This window comes from Streptomyces sp. NPDC053513 (assembly GCF_044544765.1).
GTDB classification, from domain to species: Bacteria; Actinomycetota; Actinomycetes; order Streptomycetales; family Streptomycetaceae; genus Streptomyces; species Streptomyces litmocidini.
This window is the reverse complement of the sequence record NZ_JBITXP010000014.1, coordinates 119,267-144,461: the sequence shown is the minus strand read 5'-3', so window position 1 is coordinate 144,461 and position 25,195 is coordinate 119,267. Positions and strand designations below refer to the sequence as shown.

Below are 25,195 nucleotides of genomic sequence, written 5' to 3'. Positions count from 1 at the left end.
ACTCTCTAATCCCTTTCGGGGAATCCGTTGACAGGGGTTTTACCTACTGGCTACATTTACGACGTATCTACCGACTACGGACATGACTGGCAGCTCAGTCGGTTTACAGCTCTTACCGGACATGAATACGAGGCCGGCTCGTCCTTCCCGCGGAGGCGCGGAGAGGGCGATGCCCGGGAAGCCTCTCCATCGCCGGTCGAAGCCGGCGACTGATGCCGCAGCAGGACGGACGACCCCGTGCGGGCGCCCGGTACGCCGTCCGTCCGGTGCGTGATCCCGCGCTCCGCCAAGCCCTGTGCAAGAGGGTCCGAGGGCGGCTCGGCGGAACGCGCAGTCGCTCTGGAAGGCAGGACCCTGCCGTGGTCCACAGAATCCTTTCTCTCAGTCTTACGTTCCGGAACCTGATCATCGGTGTGGCAGCGGCCGTGCTGGCCCTGGGGTTCTTCCAGCTCCCGCGGGCGGCGTCGGCGGACGTCTTCCCGGAGTTCGCTCCGACGCAGGTGCAGATCCAGACCGAGGCACCGGGCCTGTCGGCGGCCGAGGTCGAGCAGCTCATCACCGTCCCGCTGGAACAGGACCTGCTGAACGGCGTGGCCTGGCTCGACGAGATCACCTCCGAGTCGGCCCCCGGCCTGTCCTCCGTCGACCTGGTCTTCGGACCGGGAACGGACGAGCAGAAGGCCCGGCAGGCCGTCCAGGAACGCCTGATCCAGGTGGGCGGACTGCCCCAGGTGGGCAAGCCGCCGGTCATGATCCAGCCGCTGTCCTCGACGAGCCGGGTGATGATGATCGGCCTCTCCTCGAAGGACGCCTCCCGCATCGACATGTCCGTCCTCGCGCGGTGGAACATCAAGCCGCGCCTGCTGGGCGTCCCGGGCGTGGCGAACGTGATCATCTGGGGCGAGCAGGACCGGCAGCTGCAGGTCCAGGTCGACCCGGCGCAGCTGCGCAGCCGGGGCGTCTCGCTGGACCAGGTGATCCGCACGACGGGCAACGCCCTGTGGGTGTCGCCGCTGACCTTCGTGGAGGCTTCGACGCCGGGCACCGGCGGCTTCATCGACACCCCGAGCCAGCGGCTGGCGATCCAGCACGTGCTGCCCATCACCAAGGCACAGGACCTGGCCTCCGTGGCGGTGGAGGACACCCCCGACAAGCGGCTGCGCATCGGTGACGTGGCCAGCGTGGTGGAGGACCACCAGCCCCTCATCGGCGACGTGACGCTGAGCGACGGCCCCGGGATCATGCTGGTGATCGAGAAGTACCCCGGCGCCAACACCCGTGAGGTCACCCACGCCGTCGAAGAGGCGATGACCTCGCTCCAGCCCGGACTGTCCGGCATCACCGTCGACACCCACGTGTACCGGCCGGCGTCCTTCGTCGACACGGCGCTCGACAACGTGGGCCTGTGGGTGCTCGTCGCCGTGCCCGCCGTCTCGGTGCTGCTCGGCCTGTACTTCCTCTCCTGGCGCGTCGCCCTGATCAGCCTCGTGTCGATCACGCTGGCGGAGACGGCCGCCCTGTGGGTGCTCTATCTGCGCGGCTCGCCCTTCAACATGATGGTCCTCGCCGGGCTGGCGATCGCCCTCGGAGCCGTCATCGACGACATCGTCATCGGGTTCGACCGCGTCCAGGGACAGCTCCGGCGCGAAGACCGGGGAACCGGCGAGGGCCCGGGAACCGGTGACGGTCACCGGGGAACCGGTGACGGCCGGGGCCCCGACGGGCGCCGGTCGGTGGCCGACGTCGTGGTCGACGCCACGGCGGCGGTGCGGCGGCCCGCCTTCTTCGCCACGCTGATCCTGCTCCTCGCCGTGGTGCCCGTCGTCTTCCTGAGCGGGATAGGCGGAGCGTTCGCGCGGCCGCTGGCCCTCTCCTACGCGCTCGCGGTGATCGCCTCCACCGTCGTCGCCCTGACCCTCACCCCCGTACTGACCGCCATGCTGCTCGCGCGCACCCGGCTCGGCCACCGCCGCAACCCGGTGCTCGGGTGGCTCCACCGCGGCTTCGACCGGATCAGCCCCAAGACCCTGCTCCGGCCGGGCCTGGCGGTGGCCGCGGCCGCCGTGCTGGCCGGCACGGGCTTCGCGGTGTGGCCACAGCTCGACGGCGCGTCCCCCATCCCCTCCCTGCACCAGCGCGAACTGCTGATCCAGGTGGAGGCGCCGCCCGGCACGTCGCTGCCGGAGATGAACCGGCTCGGCCAGACGGCCGCCGACCAGCTGCGCGCCCTGCCGGGCGTCGAGAGCGTGGGCGCCCACGTGGGCCGCGCCAGGGAGTCCGACCAGGTCGTCAACGTCAACTCCGGGGAGTTCTGGGTCAACCTCAAGAGCTCGGCCGACTACGACAGGACCGTCGCCGCGATCAACCGCACCATGAGCGGCCAGACCGGCCTCGACAGCGAGGTGCTGACCTACCCGCAGGCCCGGCTGGACCAGGTCCGGGCCGACAACGGTGACGGCGCTCCCGTCGTGGTCCGCGTCTACGGCCAGGACCTGGGCGTGCTGCGGCAGCAGGCCCAGCTGGTGAGCAAGGCCATCTCGCAGGTGCCCGGAATCGTCCGGCCGCAGGTCCCGGACGTGGTCGAGGAGCCGACCCTCGAGGTCAAGGTCGACCTCGCGGCGGCCCAGAGCCACGGGATCAAGCCCGGTGACGTCCGCCGCACGGCCGCCACCTACTTCTCCGGCCTGCCGGTGGGCAGCCTCTACGAGGAGCAGAAGGTCTTCGACGTCGTCGTGTGGGGTTCGCCCGCGACGCGCTCCGCTCCGCAGAAGGTCCAGGACCTCCTGATCGACACGCCGAACGGCGGCCACGTGCGCCTCGGCGACGTCGCCTCCGTCCGCGTCACGCCGTACCCGACGGTCATCGAGCACTACGCCACCTCGCGCAGCCTCGACGTCGTCGCCGACGTCAGCGGGCGTGACCTGAACACCGTCCTGGACGACGTCAGGAGCCGCGTCCAGGCCATGCCGATGCCGTACGAGTACCACGTCGAGGTGCAGAGCGACGTCGCCCACCAGCAGAGCCAGGACCTGCGGATCGCGGGGCTCGTGGCCGCCGCGCTGCTCGGCTCCTTCCTCCTGCTGCAGGCGGCCTTCGGCAGCTGGCGGGCGGCGACGCTCGTCCTCCTCGCCCTGCCGCTGGCCGGCGTGGGCGGTGTGCTGACCGCGTTCGCCGTCGGCGGCGTCATGTCGGTCGGCGCGCTCGGCGGCTTCCTGGTCGTGCTGGGCATCGCCGTGCGCAACCTGGTGCTGCTCGTCCGCGGCTACCAGGAGACCGAGCCGCGCCAGGACGGGACCGTGGACCCGCGGCGCATCGTCGACGCCACGCGCGACCGGGTCGGCCCGGTCCTGCTGACCGCACTCGCCACCGCGGTCGCGGTGCTGCCCGCGGTCGTCCTCGGAACGATCGAGGGCATGGAGGTGCTGCACCCGCTGGCCGTCGTCGTGCTCGGCGGACTGGTCACCTCGACCCTCGTGACGCTGTTCATCGTGCCCGCCCTCTACATCCGCTTCCACTCCTCCCCCGGCGGCCTCGGACGGCGTCGCACCGGCCCGGAACCGGGACCGTCGACGGCAGGACGGGCCCCCGGCGCGGCGGCGGCGGACGGCGGCAGGACGGAGCGGCGAGAAGCACCCCGCGGCGGGCCCCGCCGGCGTCTCGGCAGGCGCCGGTGGGTCGCGGGCCTGTCGGCCGCGGGGCTGCTGCTCGCCGGTGGAGCGAGCCTGTCGGCCTGCGCCGACTCGCAGTCCTCCGCGGCCCCGGCCGCCGAACACGACGAAGAGCCGCCCGCCGAGATCGAGAAGGTCCCGGAAGGCAGGATCCCCCGTCTGACCCTGGCCGAGGACACCGTCGCCCGGCTCCACATCACGATGGAGCCGCTGCGGCAGGCACCGCTGGACGGCGCCGGGCCGCCGCAGACGCTCATCCCGCTGAAAGCGGTGGTCTACGACCCGGAAGGCAAGACCTTCGCCTTCACCAGCCCCAAGCCCTTCGTGTACCTCCGGACCCCCGTCGAACTGGGGAGGTTCGGTAAGGACGACGCGGTCGTGAAGTCCGGCCTCGTGAAGGGCACTCCCGTGGTGACGGTCGGGGCCGCCGAACTGCTCGGCATCGAGTACGAGACGGACGGCGAGCACGAATGACTGAGGAACGCGGCACCCTGATGCGCTGGATCGTCCGGTCCAGCCTGCGCTTCCGTTACCTCGTGGTCGCCGCGGCCGCCGTGATGATGGTCGTGGGCATCACGTCGCTGCCCCAGACGCGGGTGGACGTCTTCCCCGAGTTCGCACCGCCCCGGGTCGAGATCCAGACGACCTGCCTCGGCCTGTCCACGGCCGACGTGGAGTCCCTGGTCACCGTTCCGCTGGAGCAGTCCCTCAACGGCCTCGACGGGCTGGAGGACCTGCGCTCCGAGTCCGTCGCGCAGCTCTCGTCGATCCAGCTGATCTTCCACGAGGGAGCCGACCTGTTCAAGGCGCGGCAGGAGGTCCAGGAGCGGGTGCAGCAGGTGTCGCCCAGCCTGCCGACCTGGGCGGCCCCGCCGGTGATCATGCCGCCCGTCGCGGCGACCAGCCGTGTCATGAAGATCGGGATGTCCTCGGACGACCACTCCGACAAGGCCCTGATGTCCATGTCCATGACGGCGTACTGGGAGGTCAGGGCCCGGCTGCTGCGGGTGCCCGGCGTCGCCAACGTGAGCATCTTCGGCGAGCGGCTGAAGATGATGACCGTCCAGGTGGACCCGCTCAAGATGCAGGCCCACAAGGTCAGTCTCGACGACGTCATGGAGGCCACCGGCGAGTCGGTCGACTCCGGTCTGCTCAAGTTCACCGCCGGTTCGGTCATCGGCACCGGCGGCTGGATCGAGACCCCCCGGCAGCGGCTCGGCATCCGGCACGTCCTGCCGGTCGTGACGCCCGCCGACCTCTCCAAGGTGCCGGTGCACGCCACGGGCGACCGCACCGTCCGGCTCGGTGACGTGGCCCTGGTGAAGGAGGACCACCAGCCACTGGGCGGCGACGCCGTCGTCGGCAGCGACCCGGGTCTGCTGCTGATCGTCGAGAAGTTGCCCTGGGGCGACACCCCGGAGATCACCAAGAACGTCGAGAAGGCGATCGCGTCCCTCGAACCCGGCCTGCCCGGCGTCCACTTCGACACGACCATCTTCCAGCAGCAGGACTTCATCCACACCGCGATCGACAACCTGACCCAGGCCCTGGTCCTCGGCTTCCTGCTGGTCGTCGTGGTCCTCGCGGCGTTCCTCTACGAGTGGCGCGTCGCGCTGATCAGCCTGCTGACGATCCCACTGTCCCTCATGGCGGCCGTGCTGGTGCTCCACTGGCGCGGGGACACCGTCAACACGATGGCCCTCGCCGGACTCGTGATCGCCCTGGGCGCCGTCGTCGACGACGCGATCATCGACGTCGAGAACATCCTCAGACGGTTGCGCGAGCACCGGAAGTCCGGCGGTGACACGTCGGGCGACACGTCGGTGGCGAAGATCATTCTGAACGCCTCCCTGGAGGTCCGGAGTCCGATCGTCTACGCGACGATGATCATCGTCGTGGCCACGGTGCCGGTGTTCCTGCTCCAGGGAGTGGCGGGTTCGTTCTTCCGGACGCTCGCCTTCTCCTACACGCTGGCCATCCTCGCCTCCATGGTCGTGGCCCTGACGGTGACCCCCGCCCTGTGCCTGATCATGCTGCGCAAGGCCAGGGTCGAACGCCGGCAGTCCCCGCTGCTGCGCCGGCTGCAGAACGGCTACACGGCGGGGCTGCGGCGCATCGTCAAACGGCCGGTGAACGCCTATCTGGTGTCGGGCGTGCTCGTGCTCGTCGCGGCCCTCCTGGTGCCGCAGCTCAGCCAGTCCCTGATGCCCTCCTTCAAGGAGCGGGACTTCCTGATGCACTTCATCAGCACGCCCGGCACGTCCGTGCAGGAAGAACAGCGCATGGTCTCCCAGGTGAGCCGTGAGGTACGGGCCATCCCCGGGGTGCGCAACGTCTTCGGGGCCCACATCGGGCAGGCGTTCCTGGGCGACGAGATCGCCGGGGTCAACTTCGGCGAGGGCTGGATCAGCATCGATCCCAAGGCCGACTACGACAAGACCCTCACGCAGGTCAAGGAGACCGTGGGCCGGTACGCCGGCATGGAGCAGAACGTCCAGACGTACCTCAACGAACGCGTCGACGAGGTGCTCACCGGCTCCAAGTACCCGGTCGTCGTCCGTCTCTTCGGCCAGGACCAGAAGCTCCTGCGCGAGAAGGGCCTGGAGCTCCAGGAGAAGATCGGCAAGATCGCCGGCACCGAGGACGTCCACGCCGACCTGCAGGTCGACGTCCCGCAGATCCAGGTGAAGGTCGACGTCGACAAGGCCGCGAAGTACGAGCTGAAGCCCGGTGACGTGCGCCGCGCCGCGTCCACCCTGGTGGCCGGCGAGGAGGTCGGCGACATCTTCCGCGACGGCAGGGCCTACGACACGGTGGTGTGGAGCACCCCCGAGACCCGCGACAACGTGGCGGCCATCAGCCGGCTCCCGATCGACACGCCCGCCGGCACCCCGGTGCGCCTCGGCGACGTCGCCCAGGTGGTCATCGAGCCCCAGCCGAACCTGATCGCGCGCGAGAACGGTTCGCGCCACCTCGACGTGAACGCCGGCGTCTCCGGACGCGACCTCAGCGCCGTCGTCGCGGACGTCGAGAAGGCGATCGACTCCACGGAATTCCCCCGCGGCTACCACACGGAGCTCCTCGGGGAGCACGAGGAGCGGCAGGCCGCCCAGCGGGTCCTGTTCTACAGCGCGGTCTTCGCGGCCCTGGCGATCTTCATCCTGCTCCAGGTCTCCTTCCGCAGCTGGCGACTCGCGCTGCTGTCCTTCCTCACGCTGCCCATGGCCCTGGTCGGCGGTGTGCTCGCGGTCTGGATCGCCGGCGGGAACATCACGCTGGGTTCCCTGGTCGGCTTCTTCACCGTGCTCGGCATCGCCGCGCGCAACGGCATCCTGCTGATCAACCACTACCAGCACCTGGAGGAGCACGAGGGCATGACCTTCGGGCCCGCCCTGGTGCTGCGCGGCGCACGGGAACGGCTGTCCCCCATCCTGATGACCTCCCTGGCGACCGGACTCGCGGTGCTGCCCCTGGTCATCCTCGGCAACCGGCCGGGCCACGAGATCGAGTACCCGCTCGCCGTGGTCATCGTGGGCGGTCTGGTTACGTCCACTCTGCTGAATTTGCTCGTCGTGCCGTCCTTGTACCTGCGTTTCGGCAAGGGCTTCAGACGTCACAGGCCGCAGCATGAGGCGGCCGCCACGCACTGAGGCAGGCGGCGGACGGGGCCGCCGCCTCCCGGTGGAGCCCCACCCCGGCTCCACCGAGAGGACCAAGCTGAATGCCCCGCCGCCTCCGCGCGTCCGCTGCCCTGCTGAGCCCGATCGTCGCCGCGCTGCTCCTGGCCCCCGGCGCGTCGGCCACCGACACCCCCCAGGCGCCCTCGCCCGCCCGGGTGAAGAGCGGCCCGGCCTTTCCGGGCAGCTGCGGGCAGCCCCCCGCCCTCCGGCCGCACACCTTCCCCGCCCGTCCGCGGGTGGACAACACGTTCCTCCCGCTGAAGCCCGGCACCCGGCTGGTCCTCACCGGCGACGTCGCGGGTGAGGACCACCGCGTGGTGACGACGGTGACCGACCTGACCAAGGTCATCGACGGCGTGCGCACCGTGGTGGTGTTCGACCAGGACTTCAACGGCGACGAGATCCAGGAGTCGGAGCTGGCGTTCTTCGCCCAGGACCGGCGCGGGACGGTCTGGCGCCTCGGGGAGTACCCGGAGATCTACGAGAACGGCGAGCTCGTCGGCGCGCCCGACACCTGGATCTCCGGCGTGGAAGGCGCCAGGGCGGGCATCGCCATGCTCGCCAGGCCGCGGGTGGGCACCCCCACCTACACCGAGGGCCTGGCCCCCGAGATCGACTTCCTGGACTGCGCCACGGTGTTCCGGACGAACCAGAACGTCTGCGTCCCGGTCGGCTGCTTCCACCACGTCCTCGTGACGGACGAGTTCGCGCCGCTCGACCCCGAGGGCGGCCACCAGCGGAAGTCCTACGCGCCGCACGTGGGCAACATCAAGGTGGAGCCCGTGGGCGAGGCGAACCCGGAGACGCTGTCGCTGACCGAGTTCACCCGGCTCGGCCGCAAGGAGCTCGCCGCCGTCCGCAAGGAGGTGCTCGCGCAGGACGCGCGCGGCTACGAGATCAGCCCGGACGTGTACGGCACCACCCCGCCCGCGCAGCCGGCCCGCCCGAAGGGGCTGCCGGTCCTGCCGTAGTACGGGGCCCGTGGGGGGCGCGCGGCACCGCGGCCCTTCAGCTCCGGTTCAGGTGGCGCGGGTCACAATCGGGGCATGCGGGTTCTGATCGTGGACGACGAGGAGCGCTTCGCCGAGGGGCTCCGCAACGGCCTGGAGGCGGAGGGCTTCGCCGTCGACGTCGCCCTGGACGGCACGGACGGCCTGTGGCGGGCGCGCGAGCACGCGTACGACGCCATCGTCCTCGACATCATGCTCCCCGGTCTAAACGGCTACCGCGTCTGCGCCGCCCTGCGCGCCGAGGGGAACTGGACCCCGATCCTCATGCTCACCGCCAAGGAAGGCGAGTGGGACGAGGTGGAGGGGCTCGACACCGGCGCCGACGACTACCTGACGAAGCCCTTCTCGTACGCCGTGCTGCTCGCCCGGCTGCGTGCGCTGCTGCGCCGCAAACCGCGCGAGCGGCCCGCCGCCCTCACCGCCGGCGACCTGCGGCTCGACCCGGCGGCCAAGGAGGTGTCCCGGGGCGGGGTACGGGTCGAGCTGACCGCCCGTGAGCTGGCCCTCCTCGAGTTCCTCCTGCGCCGGCGCGGCGAGACCGTGTCCAAGCACGAGATCCTCGCGCACGTCTGGGACGACGCCTTCGAGGGCGACCCGAACATCGTCGAGGTCTACGTCCGGCACCTGCGGAACAAGCTGGACCGGCCCTTCGGCCGGGCGTCCATCGAGACCGTACGGGGCTACGGCTACCGCCTGGTCCCCGACGGAGGGTAGGCGGGCCATGGGCGTGCGGTTCTGGTCGGCCGTGGCGGCCGTCGTCGTCGTGGCGGTGGGCCTGATCGCGGGAGCGGTGGCCCTGATCGCGCTCCTGCGGGCCGAACTGACCGACGACGTGCGGCAGGCCGTGCGGGGCCGGGCCGAGCAGGTGGCGGCCGTCATCGAGTCGGGGCGCGGGGTGCCGTCGCTGACCGTGGGCGATCAGGACGAACAGTTCGTGCAGGTCCTGGACGCCCAGGGGGACGTGATCGCCGCCAGCCCGAACGTCAAGGACCTGCCGGCCCTGGCCGACCCCCGGCGGGGCGCCGAGTCCACCCTCAGCACGCCGCTGGACGAGGACCGGTTCCTGGTGGTGGCGGTGACCGCCGGGGCGCCCGGCGGCGACCGGACCGTCCTGGCGGGGCAGACGCTGATCGGGGTCGACGAGTCGACCCGGATCGTCACCCGGCTGCTGGTCACGGGGCTGCCGCTGCTGATGCTCGTGGTGGCCGGCGCGACCTGGATGGCGGTCGGGCGGGCGCTGGCCCCCGTGGCGGCCATCCGATCGGAGGTGGAGGCGATCTCGGCGGCGGAACTGCACCGCAGGGTGCCGCTTCCGCCCGGCCGCGACGAGATCGCACGCCTCGCCGCCACGATGAACCGCATGCTGGACAGGCTCGAACGGGCGCAGAGCGCCCAGCGCCGGTTCATCTCCGACGCCTCGCACGAGCTGCGTTCCCCGGTGGCGACCATCCGCCAGCACGCCGAGGTCGCGCTCGCCCACCCCGACCGGCTGACGAGCGAACGGCTGGCCGGGACCGTACTGGCCGAGGACCTGCGGATCCAGCGGCTGGTCGACGACCTGCTGCTGCTCGCCCGCGCCGACGAGGAGGCGCTGCGCCCCCGGCTGCGGCCGGTGGACCTCGACGACCTGGTCCTGGAGGAGGTGCGCCGGCTGCGCCGGGCGGCGCCCGGGCTGCGGATCGGTACGGCCGGGGTGTCGGCGGCACGGCGGCGGGCGGACCCGCGGGGCCTGGGCAGGGTGGTGCGCAACCTGGGCGACAACGCGGCCAGGCACGCGCGCTCCGAGATCGCCTTCGACCTCGCCGAGCAGCCGGACGGCCGGGTGGTGCTGGGCGTGGAGGACGACGGTCCGGGCGTGCCGCCGGAGGACCGTGAGCGGGTCTTCGAGCGGTTCGTACGCCTCGACGAGGCGCGGTCCCGCCGGCCGGGCGACGGGGGCGGGGCGGACGACGCCGGCGGCAGCGGACTCGGGCTCGCCATCGTCGCCGAACTGGTGGCGGCGCACGGCGGCACGGTCACGGTGACCGACGGGCGGCTCGGCGGGGCCCGCTTCGAGGTGACGCTCCCGCCGGACCCGGCGGCCTGAGACCGGGCCACCGCTCCTTGACGCTCCTTTGAAGGCCGGGCCACCGCTCTGGAGGCCGTACCGCCTCTCCTGAAGGCCGGTTCAGCTCCGTTCAGGCTCCCTTCAGCACCCGGGTGGAAGCCTCGGTGTCAGGCAGAGGAGGCAGTCATGAGGACCAGATACCCGGCGGCCGCGGTGAGCGCGGCCCTGGCCGCGACCCTCGCGACCGGCGCCTGCACCGCCGGGGCCGCGAGCGGGCCCCCCTCGGCGAGCACCGACTGCGTACGGGTCGTGGAGGAGAACGGCAAGAAGACCGACGAGTGCCTGCCGCTCGCCCCGGAGCAGAAGCGGGTCGACCTGGCCAAGCCCGTGTTCAGCCGGCCGACCGAGATCACCAACCCGCTCCACGCCAGTTCCAGGATCCAGCAGGTGATCTACGACGGCCACGTCGACGGGAAGCCCTTCCGCACCGAGCTCACGCTGCTCCCCGACATCAAGACCATCACCGTGGACGGCGAGCAGGTCCGGGCACGCACGCTCCAGTACGTGTCCTTCTCGGACGGGCGGGTCCAGGAGGTCGCGACCGACTGGTTCGCGCAGGCCGACGACGGATCGGTCTGGTACCTCGGCGAGGACGTCTTCAACTACGAGAACGGCGTGGTCGAGAACACCAGCGGCACGTGGCGGGCCGGGAAGTCCGGACCGGCCGCGATGATCATGCCCAAGGCCCCGAAGGCCGGTGACGTGTACCGGCCGGAGAACAGCCCGGGCACGGTCTTCGAGGAGGTCACCGTCCAGGCCGTCGGGCAGACGGTCCCCGGGCCGTACGGGCCCGTCGAGGGCGCGATGAGGACGACCGAGATCAACCTGGACGGCACGCGCGAGAACAAGGTCGTCGCCCCCGGGTACGGCGAGCTCACCATCGACGAACCCGGCCCCGACCTGGAGGCGATCTCGCTGGCCGTACCGACGGACGTCGCCCCGGGCCCCGCGCCCGCCGAACTCACCGCCCTCTCGGCGGCGGTCCGCGCGGCGCACGCCGAGGCGACCGACGCGGCCGTGGCGAAGGTGCGCGCCGCCTGGGACGCGTACCGGGCCGCCGACCGCGTGCCCCCGCTGCTCGTCCAGCAGATGGACCGGGACCTCGACTCGCTCACGGCGGCCGTCAAGGCGCGCGATGCCGCGCTCGTCCGCGGTGCCGTGCTCCGGGTCGCCCAGAACGACCTCGACCTGCACCTGCGCCATGACCCGCTCGCGGCCGTCGAGGCCGCCCGGATGGCGCTGTGGGCGCGCCAGGCGACGCTGGACGGCGCCGCCCGGGACACGGGCGCGATCGCCGGTGACGCGACCAGCCTCGAACTCACCTGGGACCGCGTCAAGGACCACATGGACCCCGACCGGGCGGCCCGGATCGACGCCGCGCTGAAGGCCCTGCGCGAGGCCGCCGACCGCAAGGACGCGACGGCCGCCCAACAGGCGACGGCCCGGCTCGCGTCCGCCCTGTAGTTCCTCCGCCCTGTGGTTCCGCCCTGTGGTGCGACGGCTCCGGGCTACGGGGCGAGCGCGGGGATGATCTCGGAGCCGTACGCGTCGATGGTGCCCTCGCGGTTGTCGTGCATGTCGTAGACGGCGAACTGGTCGACGCCGAGGCTCTTGAGGTGGCGGAGCTTCTCGATGTGGGCCTCGGCGGGGCCCAGGAGGCAGAAGCGGTCGACGATCTCGTCGGGGACGAACGCCGTGTCGGGATTGTCGGCGCGGCCGTGGTGGGAGTAGTCGTAGCCCTGCCGGTCCTTGATGTACGCGGTGAGCTCCTCCGGCACCATCGACGAGTGCTCGCCGTACTTGGCGACGAGGTCGGCGACGTGGTTGCCGACCATGCCGCCGAACCAGCGGCACTGGTCGCGGGCGTGCGCCAGGTCGTCGCCCACGTAGGCGGGGGCGGCGACGCAGATGGTGAGGGCGTCGGGGTCGCGGCCGGCGTCGGCGGCGGCCTGCCGGACGGCCTTGATCATCCACTCGGTCAGGAAGGGGTCGGCGAGCTGGAGGATGAAGCCGTCGGCCTTCTGCCCGGCGAGGGCGAGGGCCTTGGGTCCGTAGGCCGCCATCCACACCGGCAGCTTGCCGTCCTTGACCCAGGGGATCCGGATCGGATTGCCGTCGACCTCGGCCTCCCGGCCTTCCGCCAGGTCGCGGATGACCTCGATGGCCTCGCCGAGCCGGGCCAGGGTGTTCGGCCTGCGGCCGGCGACGCGCATGGCGGAGTCGCCGCGGCCGATGCCGCAGACGGTCCGGTTGCCGTACATGTCGTTGAGGGTGGCGAAGGTGGAGGCCGTCACCTCCCAGGTCCGCGTCCCCGGGTTCGTCACCATCGGGCCCACGTGGAGCTTGGTGGTGTTGGCCAGGATCTGGCTGTAGATGACGAAGGGTTCCTGCCACAGCACGGCGGAGTCGAAGGTCCAGCCGTAGCGGAAGCCGTTGCGCTCCGCCCTGCGCATCAGGCCGACGACCTGCGAGGCGGGCGGGTCGGTCTGCAGGACGAGTCCGAAGTCCAACGTCGTTCTCCTAGTTCAGGTACTGACAGGTGGCGCGCGGGGTGAAGACGCCGTGGCCTGCTCGGCCGGTGAACTTCCGCTGCTCGATGACGGGTTCGCCGCGCGAGAGGACCGTCTCCACCCGACCGGTGACCGTCCTCCCCTCGTACGCGGAGTAGTCGACGTTCATGTGGTGGGTCTCGGCCGACAGGACCTGGGTCGCGTGGGGGTCGTAGATGACGATGTCCGCGTCGGCGCCCGGCGCGATCGTGCCCTTCTGCGGGTAGAGGCCGAACATCCGGGCCGGGGTGGCGCAGGCGATCTCGATCCAGCGGCGGCGGCTGATGTGCCCGTCGACGACGGCCTGGTGGAGGAGGTCCATGCGGTTCTCCACGCCCGGCAGGCCGTTGGGGATCTTGGAGAAGTCGCCGCGCCCCAGGTCCTTCTGGCCCACGAAGCAGAAGGGGCAGTGGTCGGTGGAGACCACCTGGAGGTCGTTCGTCCGCAGTCCCCGCCACAGGGCCGCCTGGTGCTCCTTCGGGCGCAGCGGGGTGCTGCACACGTACTTGGCGCCCTCGAAGCCCGGTTCCGCCAGGTTGTCGGTGGAGAGGAACAGGTACTGGGGGCAGGTCTCCCCGAAGACGGGCAGTCCCTTGTCGCGGGCCGCGGTGATCTCGGCGACGGCCTCCTCCGCCGAGACGTGCACGACGTACAGCGGGGCTCCCGCCACCCGGGCCAGTTGGATCGCCCGGTGCGTGGCCTCCGCCTCAAGGAGGGCCTTGCGGACCTCCCCGTGGTAGCGCGGGTCGGTCTCGCCGCGGGCGAGGGCCTGCTCGACGAGGACGTCGATCGCGATGCCGTTCTCGGCGTGCATCATGATCAGTCCGCCGTTGTCGGCGGAGCGCTGCATGGCGCGCAGGATCCGGCCGTCGTCGCTGTAGAAGACGCCGGGGTAGGCCATGAAGAGCTTGAAGGAGGTGATGCCCTCCTGGACGAGCTTGTCCATCTCCTTGAGCGTCTGCTCGTTCACGTCGGAGAGGATCATGTGGAAGGCGTAGTCGATCGCGCAGTTGCCGTCGGCCTTGGCGTACCAGGCGTCGAGTCCTTCGCGCAGGCTGTGGCCGACGCTCTGGACGGCGAAGTCGACGATGGTGGTGGTGCCGCCCCAGGCGGCGGCGCGGGTGCCGGTCTCGAAGGTGTCGGAGGCGAAGGTGCCGCCGAAGGGCAGCTCCATGTGGGTGTGGGCGTCGACGCCGCCGGGCAGCACGTAGCGGTCGGTGGCGTCGACGGTCCGGTCGGCGGTCCAGCCGGCCGCCGTGTCCGAGCCGTGGGCGGCGAGGGCGACGACGCGGCCGTCCTCGATCAGCACGTCGGCGTGGAGTTCGTCGGCGGCGGTGACGACGAGGCCGCCGCGGATGAGGGTGCGGGTGCTCACGGGACTTCTCCCCTGCCGGCTAGAGGGACCTGAGGGACTGTTCGAGGATCGCGGCGCCTTCCTCGGCCTCGGCGACGGTGAGCGAGAGCGGCGGGGCGATGCGCAGGGTGCTGGTGTTGTGGCCGCCGCCCTTGCCGATGAGCAGGCCGTTCTCGCGGGCGGTCTCCAGGACGGCGGTGGCGGCGTCCGGGTTCGCCCGGTCGGTGCCCGGTTCGGTGAGCTCGATGCCGATCATCAGACCGCGGCCGCGGACCTCCCGCACCTCCGCGACCCCGGCCGCGGCGGCCCGGACGCGCTCGATGAGGAGGCCGCCGACGCGGCGGGCGTTGCCTTGGAGGTCGTGTTCCAGGAGGTGGGAGAGGTTGGCCAGGCCGGCGGCCATGGTGATCGGCGAGCCGCCGAAGGTGGAGATGGAGTTGGCGTCCAGGCAGTTCATGACCTCGGCGCGGGCGACGACGCCGCCGATGGACATGCCGTTGCCGATGCCCTTGGCGAAGGTGAGGATGTCGGGCGGTCCGGCCTGGCCGTGGGCCTGCCAGCCCCAGAAGTGGTCGCCGGTGCGGCCCCAGCCGGTCTGCACCTCGTCGGAGATCCAGAGGATGCCGTGCCGGTCGAGGACGCGGCGGAAGGCGGCGTAGAGGCCGTCGGGCGGGGAGGTGAAGCCGCCGACGCCCTGGATCGGTTCGGCGATGAGGGCGGCGACGCCCGAGCGGGTCTGGCCGAGCATGTCCTCCAGGTCCGCGACGCACGCCTCGATGAACCGCTCGTCGGTGAGCCCGGCGTACGGGCCGCGGCCGCGGACGCCGCCGTGCACGTACAGGGTCTGGAGCGGCGAGAGGCCGGTGGGCGACCAGGCGCGGTTGCCGGTGATGCCGATGGTGGAGAAGGAGCGGCCGTGGTAGCTGTTGCGCATCGCCAGGATCTGGTTCGAGCGGCGGTACGTGGTGGCGAGGAGCAGGGCCGCGTCGTTGGCCTCGGTGCCGGAGGTGGTGAAGAAGACGCGGGCGTCGGGGATGCCGGAGAGGCCGGCGATCCGCTCGGCGAGCTCCACCATGGGGCGGTTGAGGTAGAGCGTCGAGGAGTGGATGATCCGCCCGGCCTGCTCGGCGACGGCCTTGGTGACCTCGGGCAGGGCGTGGGCGGTCATGGTGGTGAGGATGCCGCCGAAGAAGTCGAGGTACCTGCGTCCGTCGGCGTCCCAGACGTGGCGGCCCTCGCCGTGGGTGATCTCGATGGGGTCGCGGTAGTAGAGGGCGATCCAGTCGGGGATGACGGCCTTGTGCCGGGCGTACAGGCTGCTCACGGCTGCACCAGCCCGTCGTACGCGTCGGGGCGGCGGTCCCGGTAGAAGGCCCATTGCTGGCGGACCTGTTCGATGAGGCCGAAGTCGAGGTCGCGGACGACGAGTTCCTCGGCCTTGTCGGAGGCGACGTCGCCGACGAACTGGCCGCGCGGGTCGACGAAGTAGCTGGTGCCGTAGAAGTCGTTGTCGCCGTACTCCTCGATGCCGACGCGGTTGATGGCGGCGACGAAGTACTCGTTGGCGACGGCGGCGGCGGGCTGCTCCAGCTGCCAGAGGTAGGAGGAGAGCCCGCGGTGGGTGGCCGAGGGGTTGTAGACCAACTGCGCTCCGTTGAGGCCGAGTTGGCGCCAGCCTTCCGGGAAGTGGCGGTCGTAGCAGATGTAGACGCCGACCCGTCCGACGGCGGTGTCGAAGACCGGCCAGCCGGCGTTGCCCGGGCGGAAGTAGTACTTCTCCCAGAAGCCCTTGACCTGGGGGATGTGGTGCTTGCGGTACTTGCCGAGGTAGCTGCCGTCGGCGTCGATCACGGCGGCGGTGTTGTAGTAGAAGCCCTCGCCCTCGACCTCGAAGACGGGGACGACGATCACCATGCCGGTCTCGCGGGCGAGGTCCTGCATCCGGCGGACGGTCGGGCCGTCGGGGACGGGCTCGGCCCAGCGGTAGTGCTCGGGCTCCTGGACCTGGCAGAAGTAGGGCGCGTTGAAGACCTCTTGGAAGCCGATCACCTTGGCGCCCTGCCGGGCGGCTTCGCGGGCGTGCTCCTCGTGTTTGGCGATCATGGATTCGGTGTCGCCGGTCCAGGTGGCCTGGACGAGTGCGGCGCGTACGACGTGGGTCATGAGCTGCTCCTTCGGCGCGGCGTCAGAGAGCCTCTACGCACGTAGACGCGGTGCGTAGGAGGAGAACGTAAGCCCCGTCACACCCCGGAGCAAGACCGCCGCCGTGAAGCGGCCGGGTCGATCATGTTTCATACCCGAGTGGTCCACGTCGGACACGTACCGACACGTACGGACCAGTACGGATTGCCCCCGGCCACCCGGCCATCCGGCCGCTCGTGGCGGGGTGGGCGGGGGCGTCGGTCGCGGCCGGGACATCGGCTTGCGCGCCGCAGACGGGGGGCGGACGCACGGGCCTGGCACCGTGGGCCCGGCGCGGCGTGCGCCCCCGGGGCCGCCCGCCTCCGCACGGCGGCCCGCCCGCCGTCCGTCAGGCCCCCGCCAGGCCCGCCACCCTCAGCGCGTGGAGCAGGTCGCGTTCGCGCGACGGGGACACCTCGCGGGCCGCGGCGAGGAGTTGGGGGACCAGGGCGTGCGGGTCCGCGCCCGCGAGCCGGGCGGCGTCCTCGGGGGTGCGGACCCGGACGTACGCGGTGAGCAGGGCGCGCGCCTCACGGTGGTGGCCCTCGGCGCGCAGCGCGGCGCACGCGCCCGCGAGCTCCTCGGCCGGGCGGGCCACGCCCTGCCGGAGCAGTTGCTCGCAGTCGGCCGCCCGCCCCACGTCGGCGAGCACGCCCGCGACGGCGGCGAGCCGGACGGGCGGCAGCGAGGCCGCCTCCCAGAGCAGGGTGGACCAGTCGGCGCCGAGCCCGGCCCGGTGCAGCCCCGCCGCGAGGGCGGGCAGCCGTTCCGGCGGCCCGGCGAGCGCTTCGCAGAGCAGGACGTGCGCCTCGCCGCTGCGGCCCTGCGCACGGAGGCGCCGGAGGGCGTGGACCGCGGCGGCGGCGCGGTCGGCCTCGGCGGAGTCCATGACGGGGGCCTCGGCCACGGGGACGGGGTCGGCGGCGGCGCCGAAGCGGGCGCCGCGGGGCGCCGCTCCCCCGGCCGGGAGCGCGGGCAGGGGCGCCGGTTCCCGCTCCACCGCCTCGGCCCCCTCCTCCAGCCAGGCGTACCGGGCACCCCGAGGGCGCCGCCTGGCCTTGACGGGCTTCGCGGCGGCCGCCGACGGCCCGGCGGCCCGAGCCGGCACGACCGACGCCGGACCGAGGGCACCAGCCGACGCGACCGACGCCGGCCCGGCGACACCAGCCGACACCGCCGGCACCGAACCGACGGCACCCGTCGGCGCGGCCGACGCCGGACCGGCGACACCAGCCGGCGCCCGCCCCGCACCCCCCGCCGACGGCACCCCGCCCACGGCCGGCGCCCCCTGCCCCACCCGGGCGAGGCGCGCCGTCAGTTCCCTCACCCGGGCCGCCGCCCTGGCCCGGTCGTCCCGTGTCCAGGCGAGGTCGTGCTCCAGGCGGGCGGCCTCGTCCGGGTCGGGGGTGCCGCGCAGTCGCTCGGCGAGTTCACGGGCCCGGGTCTCGGCGTACCGGCGTTCGGCCTCCATGAGGTCCCGGCGTTCCGCGAGCGCCTCCGCTCCGCCGGGGCGGCCGTCGTGGGCGCCCGCCGCCGCCGCGTACAGGCTCCGGCCCCGGGCGGCGAACGGCCCGTCGGCGGCTTCGCCGATGTCCTGGAGGAGGGATTCGACGACGTCCCAGGGCAGGATGTCGGCCCCGTCGAGGCAGGCGCGCAGGCCTTCCGGGTCACGTGCGGCGAAGACTCCGTACCAGCCGCCCTCAAGCCGGGCGCGGCCCGTGAGTCCGGTCAGCCAGCGCGTGAACGCGGCCATTTCCGCCGGTAGTTGATACACCGTCATGCGTCACGCACCTGCCCCGCGGTCGTCTGGGACCTTCCGGTCCGCGGGTATTGGACCGCAGTCGTGTTACGGGGCGACTACGGACTGTTTTCATCCGGATGCGCGGGAGTCAGAACGTCACGACGATCCCGGTGTGCGGACGCTTGCCGAGCCGGACGATCATGGCCGGTACGTCGGTCAGCCAGTACTGCCAGGTGTACTTGCGCGAGAGCAGGCGCCGGATCCGGCGCAGCTCCTCCCCCTCCACGAGGCGTCCCGTGCCGGCGAACCGCTCGGCGCCGTCGGCGACGTTCCCGCGCAGGTCGCAGACGGCGACCTCGACCCGGGGGTCGCCCAGCAGGCGCTTGACCTTCCAGGAGTCGGAGCGGGTCCACACGTACAGCTCGGAGCCCTCCGTCGCGTACCAGACGGGCGTCGCGACCCCCGTGCCGTTCTTCCGGAAGGTGGTCAGGCTGACGTAGCGGCCGTGCCGCAGCTCTTCGGGCATCATGCCCGGGAGCTTAGGGGGTGTCTTGCCGATCAGGCCGGGCTCGCGACGCCTGGCACCGCGCCTCGCCGCGTTGTCGTCGGTCGACAACGCTCCGCGTTGCCTCCCTCCTCCGCCTTGCGATGCACGGCACCAGACGCCGCTCCCTGATCCGGCCTGACCGACAAGACACCCCCTAGGGCGCGGCCCGCTCGTAGGCGGCGCGGGCCTCGGTGATCTCGGGGGCGTGGGCGCGGGTCCAGGCGCAGGCCGCGTCGAGGGGGGTGAGGAGGGAGCGGCCGAGGTCGGTGAGGGCGTACTCGACGCGGGGCGGGTTCTCGTCGTGGGCGGTGCGGGTGAGGAAGCCGTCGCGCTCCATGGAGCGGAGGGTCTCGGTGAGCACCTTGGGGGTGATCCAGTGCAGCGGGACGCGGAGTTCGGAGAAGCGGCGGGGCGCTCCGTCCTCCAGGCAGCGCAGCACCACCGCGGTCCACTTGCCGCCGACGCGGAGGGGGCGGGAGGGGCTTCCGGCGCAGTCGGGATCGTCGAAGAGCGTGGGGCTCAGCGGTTGCGGGGACGACTGCTCGGTCATGCGGCCGACGCTAGCCCAGTACCGTTGAAGTAACCAGGGATGCCCGTCCTACGGTCCTGCCATGGACAACGAAAGCAACGGCAGGAGCAGGAACATCATCGTCTTCGGGGCCGGCGGGCGCGTCGGCCGGGCGGTCGTGGCGGAGGCGGTGGCGCGGGGTCACCGGGTGACGGCCGTGGTCCGCGACCCGGCCGGGTACGCCGACCTGGAGGGCGCGGGAATCGCGCTCGTACGGGGTGACGCGACGGACGCGGCCTCGGTGGCGTCGCTCGCGGCGGGCCACGACGCGGCGGTGAACGCCGCGGTCCGTCTCGACGTGCCCTCCGTCGACTTCTTCACGGCCGCGGCGAAGGCCATGGTCGCCGGCCTCACCGAGGCGGGCGTCGGGCGGTTGATCACCCTGGGCATCGCCACGACCCTGGAGACCGCCCCCGGCGTGCGACTGATGGACGCGCCGGACTTCCCCGAGCAGTACCGGACGTTCTCCCAGGGGCACGTGGCCGAGTTCGAGCTGCTCACCGCGGAGGCGGGGCCCGGGCTCGACTGGCTGATGGTGGTTCCGGGGATCGACCTGAACGCGGACGCGGAGCGGACGGGCGCCTACCGGACGGCGGTGGGCACGGTGATCGACGGTCCGGGCCGCATCACCCACGCCGATCTGGCGCTCGCCCTCCTGGACGAGATCGAGCGCCCGCGCCACAGCCGGGTGCAGCTGGCGGTCTCCGCGTAGGAGGACGCTCAGACGGGGGCCGGGGTGCAGTGGGCCACGAGCTCGTCCATGGAGAGGTCGAGGACCCCGGCCAGCGCCGCGACGGTGAAGAAGGCCGGGGTCGGGGCGCGACCGGTCTCGATCTTGCGGAGGGTCTCGGCGGAGAGGCCGGCGGCCGCGGCGACCTCCACCATGGACCGCTCGCCGCGCGCCGCGCGCAGGAGCAGGCCCAGGCGCTCGCCGCGCTCGCGCTCTTCGGGGGTCAGGGGTGTGCGCACCATGCCGACCATTCTAATACCGGTATAGTAATTGGCCATGGTGGAGATCAAGACGAACGAATCCCTGGCGGCCATGCGCGAGTCGGGGCGGGTGGTGGCCCGTGCGCTGGCTGCCGTACGGGACAAGGCGGCGCCCGGCGTGCGGCTCACCGAGCTGGACCGGGCCGCGCGTGACGTGCTGGCCGGGGCGGGCGCCGGCTCGCCCTTCCTCGGCTACCACCCGGACTGGGCTCCGGTGCCGTTCCCCGCGGTCGTGTGCGTCTCCGTCAACGACGCCATCGTGCACGGCATCCCGGACGACACCCGGCTGGCGCCGGGCGACCTCGTCTCCGTGGACTGCGGTGCGACGCTGGGCGGCTGGGCCGGCGACTCGGCCGTCAGCTTCACGGTCGGCCCCGCCCGGCCGGAGGACACCCGGCTGATCGCCGCGGCGGAGGAGGCCCTGGAGGCCGGCATCGCCGCGGCCGTCGTCGGCAACCGCGTCGGCGACATCGCCCATGCGATCGGCCGGGTCTGCCGGGACGCGGGCTACGGCATCCCGGACGGCTTCGGCGGCCACGGCATCGGCCGCGCCATGCACGAGGACCCGGGCGTCCCCAACGAGGGGCGCCCGGGCCGGGGCATGAGGCTGCGCCACGGGATGGTGCTCGCGATCGAGCCGATGCTCATCGGCGGCGGCACGGACGAGCACTACACGGCGCGGGACGGCTGGACGATCCGTACGTCCGACGGCTCGCGCGCGTCCCACGCCGAGCACACGGTGGCGATCACGGACGAAGGACCGCGCGTCCTGACGGCGCCGTAGTCCGCTACGACGCCGGCCGTACGACCATCGCCGAGCCGCCGCCCCTGCGGACCGTCTCCGCGGCGGCCACCCAGCGGCCGTCGGGGAGGCGCTGGACGCCGGTCGCCGCGCCGATCTCCGGGTTCTGCCGGAAGCCGTGCCCGATGGCCTCCAGCTCCGTCCTCAACGGGCTGTTCCACAGGGCCGGTTCGAGTTCGGTGGTGGTCTGGTTGCGCTGGCTGGCGCGCGGCGCGGCGATCGCGTCGACGAGCGGGAGCCCCCGGTCGAGGACGCCCGTCAGCGTCTGGAGGACGGTGGTGATGATGGTCGCGCCGCCCGGGGAGCCGAGCGCGAGGACGGGCCGGCCGTGCCGGTCGAGGACGACGGTCGGGGAGATCGAGGAGCGCGGCCGCTTGCCGGGGCCGGGCAGGTTCGGGTCGTGGACGGCCGGGTTCGCCGGGGCGAAGGAGAAGTCGGTCAGCTCGTTGTTGAGCAGGAAGCCCCGGCCGGGCACGGTGATGCCGCTGCCGCCGGTGGACTCGATGGTGAGCGTGTAGGCGACGATGTTGCCCCACTTGTCGGCCACCGTCAGATGGGTGGTGTTCTCGCCCTCGTACGTGGTCGGGGCGGCGGTCCCGCCGCTCGCGCACGGCGCCGGGCTGCTCGGGTCGCCGGGGGCGAGCGGGCTGGTGAGGGCGGCGTCGTCGCGGATCAGGCAGGCCCGGGAGTCGGCGAACCGCTGGGAGAGCAGGCCGTGCGTCGGCACGGACTCGAAGGCCGGGTCGCCGACCCAGCGCCCCCGGTCGGCGAAGGCGATGCGGCTGGCCTCGATGAAGCGGTGCAGGTACCGGGCCGGGGAGGCCGTCGAGAGGTCGGTGCCCTCCAGGATGTTCAGCGCCTCGCCGACGCTGGTGCCGCCGGAGGAGGACGGGGCCATGCCGTAGACGTCGAGCCCGCGGTACGAGACCTTCGTGGGCCTGCGGGACTCGGTGCGGTACGCGGCGAGGTCGGCCTCCGTCAGGTCGCCGGGGCGCACGGTCCGGGTGGCGCCCGCGCGGAGCGGGGGTGCCTGGACGGTGTTCACGATGTCCCGGGCGAGCGGCCCCCGGTAGAGGGCGCCGACGCCCTCGCGGCCGAGCTTCTCGTACGTACGGGCCAGGTCGGGGTTCTTGAAGACGGATCCGACCACGGGCAGTTGTCCGCCGGGCAGGAAGAGCGCGGAGGTGGCCGGGAAGTCGCGGAACCGGGCCTCGTTGGCGGCGGTCTGGGCGCGGAAGGTGGGGTCGACGGTGAAGCCCTCGCGGGCGAGCCGTTCGGCGGGTTCGAGCAGGGTGCCGAGGCGCTTGCTGCCCCAGGCGTCGAGGACGGTCTTCCAGGTGGCGGGGGTGCCGGGGGTGCCGACGCCGAGGCCGCTGGTCTGTCCCTCCTCGAAGGGGATGGGCTTGCCGTTCTCGGTGAACAGGTCGGGTCCGGCGGTGCGGGGCGCGGTCTCGCGCCCGTCGACGGTCCGCACCGTACGGCTCTTCGCGTCGTAGTACACGAAGTAGCCGCCGCCCCCGATGCCCGCCGAGTAGGGCTCCGTGACGCCGAGGGCGGCCGCGACGGCGACGGCGGCGTCGACCGCGTTGCCGCCCTTGCGGAGCACCTCGATGCCGGCGGCCGAGGCGTCGGCGTCGACACTGGCGACGGCGCCGCCGTAGCCGACGGCGACGGGTTCCTTGACGGGCGGGTCCACCACGGGCGGGGCCTTCGGTGGCGCGGCGGCGCCCATCGAGAGCACCGTCGCCGCGACGGCGAGAAGAGAGACCTTGCCAGCGGCGGAGCGACGCATTCCTACCTCCAGTCAACGACCGTCCGCGCAGCGTAACTTCCCGCACCGCCTCCCGTCAGGACCGCCTCGAACTGGAGGGCGGATCGCCGCTAGCATGCGCGCCCATGAACGAAGACGTCCGCAACATCGTGCTCGGGGTCCTGGCGACCGGGGTCAGCGCCGCCATCGGCTGGCTGGGCCGCACGTACCAATGGCGGCGCAGGCTCCGCCGCAAGCAGGCGTTCTTCGGTCTTCCGCGGAGCTCCGAGTGCCTGCTCGTGGTGAACAGGGAGTCGGGCGGCGACAGCGCGGTGCACCGCTACGACGTGTTCGCGCTGCTCGAGCTCTGCGCGCTCATCAAGGACTGCGGGGCGCACGCGCGCATACTGCAGCACGACCAGGCGCACCAGGGGTTCGGCGACCGGACGGAGTTCTGCGTCGGCGGGCCGTATTCGAACAGGCGCATGGCGGCCCACCTCGCGACCCTGCTCCCGGGGGTGGCGGTGAACGTCGACGTCGAGCCGGGCGAGGACCGGGGCTCCTTCCTGATCGGTTCGGAGCGCTACCGGATGGACGCGGGTGCCGAGGAGTACGTGATCCTGGCCCGGCTCATGGCGGGCGAGGACTGCCGGCCGGTCTTCCTCTTCTGCGGGCAGCGGGCCATCACCAACCAGGCGGCGACCCGCTATCTCGCCCGCCACTACGAGTCGCTGGCGCGCCGCCACCGCGACGGCTCCTTCGTGCTCCTCCTGAAGGTGGTCAACTCGCAGGCGTACGGCCCCGACGTGGTGGAGCTGGTGGCCGACGTCACGAGCGCGGCGCGGAGGGCCCCAGCGGTCGAACCGGCAGCGACTTGATCCCGTTGACGAAGTTGGAGACGAGGCGCCGGGGCGGCCCCGCGAGGGCGAGGCCGCCGCAGGCCGCGCGCACCTCCTCGTGGAACACCCGGAGCTGGAGCCGGGCGAAGTGGGCGCCGAGGCAGACGTGCGGGCCGTCGCCGAAGGAGACGTGCGGGTTCGGGGTCCGGCCGAGGTCGAGGCGGTGCGGGTCGGCGAAGACGCGTTCGTCGTGGTTGGCGGAGGCGTGGAAGACGACGACCTTGTCGCCCTCCCGGATCCTCCGTCCGGCGAGTTCGGTGTCGCGGGCGGCGGTGCGCCGGAAGGAGAGCACGGGCGGGTGCACGCGGAGGAGTTCGTCCACGGCCGTGTCCACGGAGACCTCGCCGCTCCACAGCCTCCGCTGCTCGTCGGGGTGTCCGGCGAGGGCGAGGATCCCTCCGGGGGCCGCGCTGCGGACGGTGTCGTTCCCGGCGACGGTCAGCAGGAAGAAGAACATCTCCAGTTCGGCGTCGGCGAGTTCGGAGGCCGCGAGCACGCTCATGACGTCGTCGGCCGGGTGCGCGCGCTTGTACGCGGCGAGCTCCTGGGCGTAGGCGAACATCTCGGCGAGCATGGCGGGCGAGCGGGGGTTGACCGGCCGTCCCTCCGCGTCGAGGACCGGTGGCTCGTCGGGGTCCTGGTAGGCGATGACCCGCTCGGTCCAGGCGTGCAGCAGCCTCCGGTCGCTCGCGGGCACTCCGAGCAGGTCGGTGAGGTTGAGCAGCGCGTAGTCGTCGGTGACGGCCCGGACGAGGTCCACCTCGTCGCCGGCCGCGAACGCGGCGCCGAGCAGCTCGCGGGCCCGCTCACGAGCGGTCACGGCGAAGCGCTCGATCCGCCCGGGGGTGAAGGCCCGGCTGACGAGCCGCCTCAGGCGGCCGTGTGCCGGGGGGTCCTGATTGAGCATCATGCGCCGGATGAAGGGCAGGTCGGCGGGGTCGGGGTCGCGGATCTGGGTGGCGCCGAGGTACGAGGAGTACGTCCCCGAGTCCTTGAGCACCCGGACGACGTCGGCGTGCCGGGTGACGGCCCAGAACCCGGACCCGGCGGGCCAGCCGAGGATCTCCGGCTCCTCCTGGCGGGCGACGGGGGCCCGGTCGCGCAGGACGCGGAAGCGGTCGTGCGGGATGCCGACGGCGTAGATCCGCGGGTCGAAGACGTCGGGTGTGTCGTCCGCGTTCTCCATCGACCCTCCCCTCGGGGTGAAGACGTCACCATCATGACGGGTCGGAGCCGTTTTCCGCAGGACGGGACGCACAGTTCGAGGTTCGCCGTCGGCCGGGGCCGGGGAGTCCCCCCTCGGCCCTCGGCGAGGGCGTCGCCCTCCGGCCAATCGTTACCCGCACGTA

The 25,195-nt window shown here is 72.4% G+C and carries 19 protein-coding genes; 9 read left to right on the top strand and 10 right to left on the bottom strand.

The annotated features are described in order from the left end of the window. Positions 1–413 precede the first annotated feature (413 nt). The 6 genes from ACIGW4_RS24095 (at position 414) to ACIGW4_RS24070 (ending at position 11,929) form a co-directional block, all read left to right on the top strand. Positions 414–4,142, top strand: coding sequence for an efflux RND transporter permease subunit (locus ACIGW4_RS24095; protein WP_399582763.1), 3,729 nt, complete (start codon positions 414–416; stop codon positions 4,140–4,142). Next, positions 4,139–7,318, top strand: coding sequence for an efflux RND transporter permease subunit (locus tag ACIGW4_RS24090; protein ID WP_399582761.1), 3,180 nt, complete (start codon positions 4,139–4,141; stop codon positions 7,316–7,318). The genes ACIGW4_RS24095 and ACIGW4_RS24090 overlap by 4 nt, the downstream gene beginning before the upstream one ends. Before the next feature lie 71 nt (positions 7,319–7,389). Next, positions 7,390–8,319, top strand: a complete 930-nt coding sequence (locus tag ACIGW4_RS24085) for a hypothetical protein (protein ID WP_398711771.1) — start codon at positions 7,390–7,392, stop codon at positions 8,317–8,319. A gap of 75 nt (positions 8,320–8,394) precedes the next feature. Then, positions 8,395–9,072, top strand: a complete 678-nt coding sequence (locus ACIGW4_RS24080; RefSeq protein ID WP_399582759.1) for a response regulator transcription factor — start codon at positions 8,395–8,397, stop codon at positions 9,070–9,072. 7 nt (positions 9,073–9,079) lie between these two features. Then, positions 9,080–10,444 carry a sensor histidine kinase gene (locus ACIGW4_RS24075; RefSeq protein ID WP_399582758.1) on the top strand — a complete coding sequence of 455 codons (1,365 nt, stop codon included), beginning with the start codon at positions 9,080–9,082 and terminating at the stop codon, positions 10,442–10,444. A 147-nt stretch (positions 10,445–10,591) separates the two neighbouring features. After that, positions 10,592–11,929, top strand: coding sequence for a hypothetical protein (locus tag ACIGW4_RS24070; RefSeq protein WP_398711772.1), 1,338 nt, complete (start codon positions 10,592–10,594; stop codon positions 11,927–11,929). A 44-nt stretch (positions 11,930–11,973) separates the two neighbouring features. Here ACIGW4_RS24070 and ACIGW4_RS24065 read toward each other — a convergent pair whose 3' ends face one another. From ACIGW4_RS24065 to ACIGW4_RS24035, 7 genes are all read right to left on the bottom strand, one after another. Beyond that, positions 11,974–12,975, bottom strand: a complete 1,002-nt coding sequence (locus ACIGW4_RS24065) for a TIGR03842 family LLM class F420-dependent oxidoreductase (protein ID WP_398711774.1) — start codon at positions 12,973–12,975, stop codon at positions 11,974–11,976. Between the two features lie 10 nt (positions 12,976–12,985). Beyond that, positions 12,986–14,389 carry a dihydropyrimidinase gene (hydA, locus tag ACIGW4_RS24060; protein ID WP_399582755.1) on the bottom strand — a complete coding sequence of 468 codons (1,404 nt, stop codon included), beginning with the start codon at positions 14,387–14,389 and terminating at the stop codon, positions 12,986–12,988. A 19-nt stretch (positions 14,390–14,408) separates the two neighbouring features. Continuing rightward, complete coding sequence (locus tag ACIGW4_RS24055) at positions 14,409–15,692, bottom strand: aspartate aminotransferase family protein (RefSeq protein WP_359589856.1); 1,284 nt, start codon at positions 15,690–15,692, stop codon at positions 14,409–14,411. Next, on the bottom strand, positions 15,689–16,531 hold the full coding sequence (locus tag ACIGW4_RS24050) for a nitrilase-related carbon-nitrogen hydrolase (protein ID WP_356906872.1): 843 nt from the start codon (positions 16,529–16,531) through the stop codon (positions 15,689–15,691). Before ACIGW4_RS24050 ends, ACIGW4_RS24055 begins: the two co-directional genes overlap by 4 nt. 367 nt (positions 16,532–16,898) lie before the next feature. Further along, positions 16,899–18,302, bottom strand: coding sequence for a UL36 very large tegument protein (locus ACIGW4_RS24045; protein WP_399582753.1), 1,404 nt, complete (start codon positions 18,300–18,302; stop codon positions 16,899–16,901). A 136-nt stretch (positions 18,303–18,438) separates the two neighbouring features. Next, positions 18,439–18,819 carry a PPOX class F420-dependent oxidoreductase gene (locus tag ACIGW4_RS24040; RefSeq protein WP_359589859.1) on the bottom strand — a complete coding sequence of 127 codons (381 nt, stop codon included), beginning with the start codon at positions 18,817–18,819 and terminating at the stop codon, positions 18,439–18,441. A 172-nt stretch (positions 18,820–18,991) separates the two neighbouring features. Further along, positions 18,992–19,387 (bottom strand): winged helix-turn-helix transcriptional regulator, encoded by a 396-nt coding sequence (locus ACIGW4_RS24035; RefSeq protein ID WP_398711784.1) that lies wholly within the window; start codon positions 19,385–19,387, stop codon positions 18,992–18,994. Between the two features lie 61 nt (positions 19,388–19,448). Here ACIGW4_RS24035 and ACIGW4_RS24030 point away from each other — a divergent pair, with 61 nt between their 5' ends. Continuing rightward, complete coding sequence (locus ACIGW4_RS24030) at positions 19,449–20,117, top strand: NAD(P)-dependent oxidoreductase (RefSeq protein WP_399582751.1); 669 nt, start codon at positions 19,449–19,451, stop codon at positions 20,115–20,117. A gap of 8 nt (positions 20,118–20,125) precedes the next feature. Here the strand turns inward: ACIGW4_RS24030 and ACIGW4_RS24025 are convergent, their stop codons facing one another. Next, positions 20,126–20,377: a helix-turn-helix domain-containing protein gene (locus ACIGW4_RS24025; RefSeq protein ID WP_123457572.1), complete on the bottom strand. Its 252-nt coding sequence runs from the start codon at positions 20,375–20,377 to the stop codon at positions 20,126–20,128. 34 nt (positions 20,378–20,411) lie between these two features. Here ACIGW4_RS24025 and map point away from each other — a divergent pair, with 34 nt between their 5' ends. Next, on the top strand, positions 20,412–21,179 hold the full coding sequence (gene map / locus ACIGW4_RS24020; RefSeq protein WP_398711787.1) for a type I methionyl aminopeptidase: 768 nt from the start codon (positions 20,412–20,414) through the stop codon (positions 21,177–21,179). A 4-nt stretch (positions 21,180–21,183) separates the two neighbouring features. Here the strand turns inward: map and ggt are convergent, their stop codons facing one another. Beyond that, entirely contained in the window at positions 21,184–22,989 is a 1,806-nt protein-coding gene (gene ggt / locus ACIGW4_RS24015) for a gamma-glutamyltransferase (RefSeq protein WP_399582749.1), read from the bottom strand. Positions 22,990–23,093: 104 nt separating this feature from the next. Here ggt and ACIGW4_RS24010 point away from each other — a divergent pair, with 104 nt between their 5' ends. Then, the gene (locus tag ACIGW4_RS24010) at positions 23,094–23,825 is read left to right on the top strand and encodes a hypothetical protein (RefSeq protein WP_398711791.1); all 732 of its coding nucleotides are present in this window, start codon (positions 23,094–23,096) and stop codon (positions 23,823–23,825) included. Here ACIGW4_RS24010 and ACIGW4_RS24005 read toward each other — a convergent pair. Then, positions 23,776–25,032 (bottom strand): cytochrome P450, encoded by a 1,257-nt coding sequence (locus ACIGW4_RS24005; RefSeq protein WP_399582746.1) that lies wholly within the window; start codon positions 25,030–25,032, stop codon positions 23,776–23,778. The genes ACIGW4_RS24010 and ACIGW4_RS24005 overlap by 50 nt on opposite strands. Between the last annotated feature and the right edge of the window lie 163 nt (positions 25,033–25,195).

Bases quoted from the DNA above. Each gene is read 5' to 3' on its own strand.
- ACIGW4_RS24090 (WP_399582761.1), top strand. From the start codon at position 4,139: ATGACTGAGGAACGCGGCACCCTGATGCGCTGGATCGTCCGGTCCAGC.
- ACIGW4_RS24085 (WP_398711771.1), top strand. From the start codon at position 7,390: ATGCCCCGCCGCCTCCGCGCGTCCGCTGCCCTGCTGAGCCCGATCGTC.
- ACIGW4_RS24080 (WP_399582759.1), top strand. From the start codon at position 8,395: ATGCGGGTTCTGATCGTGGACGACGAGGAGCGCTTCGCCGAGGGGCTC.
- ACIGW4_RS24075 (WP_399582758.1), top strand. From the start codon at position 9,080: ATGGGCGTGCGGTTCTGGTCGGCCGTGGCGGCCGTCGTCGTCGTGGCG.
- ACIGW4_RS24070 (WP_398711772.1), top strand. From the start codon at position 10,592: ATGAGGACCAGATACCCGGCGGCCGCGGTGAGCGCGGCCCTGGCCGCG.
- ACIGW4_RS24050 (WP_356906872.1), bottom strand. From the start codon at position 16,531: ATGACCCACGTCGTACGCGCCGCACTCGTCCAGGCCACCTGGACCGGC.
- ACIGW4_RS24045 (WP_399582753.1), bottom strand. From the start codon at position 18,302: ATGGCCGCGTTCACGCGCTGGCTGACCGGACTCACGGGCCGCGCCCGG.
- ACIGW4_RS24040 (WP_359589859.1), bottom strand. From the start codon at position 18,819: ATGATGCCCGAAGAGCTGCGGCACGGCCGCTACGTCAGCCTGACCACC.
- ACIGW4_RS24035 (WP_398711784.1), bottom strand. From the start codon at position 19,387: ATGACCGAGCAGTCGTCCCCGCAACCGCTGAGCCCCACGCTCTTCGAC.
- ACIGW4_RS24030 (WP_399582751.1), top strand. From the start codon at position 19,449: ATGGACAACGAAAGCAACGGCAGGAGCAGGAACATCATCGTCTTCGGG.
- ACIGW4_RS24025 (WP_123457572.1), bottom strand. From the start codon at position 20,377: ATGGTGCGCACACCCCTGACCCCCGAAGAGCGCGAGCGCGGCGAGCGC.
- map (WP_398711787.1), top strand. From the start codon at position 20,412: ATGGTGGAGATCAAGACGAACGAATCCCTGGCGGCCATGCGCGAGTCG.
- ggt (WP_399582749.1), bottom strand. From the start codon at position 22,989: ATGCGTCGCTCCGCCGCTGGCAAGGTCTCTCTTCTCGCCGTCGCGGCG.
- ACIGW4_RS24010 (WP_398711791.1), top strand. From the start codon at position 23,094: ATGAACGAAGACGTCCGCAACATCGTGCTCGGGGTCCTGGCGACCGGG.
- ACIGW4_RS24005 (WP_399582746.1), bottom strand. From the start codon at position 25,032: ATGGAGAACGCGGACGACACACCCGACGTCTTCGACCCGCGGATCTAC.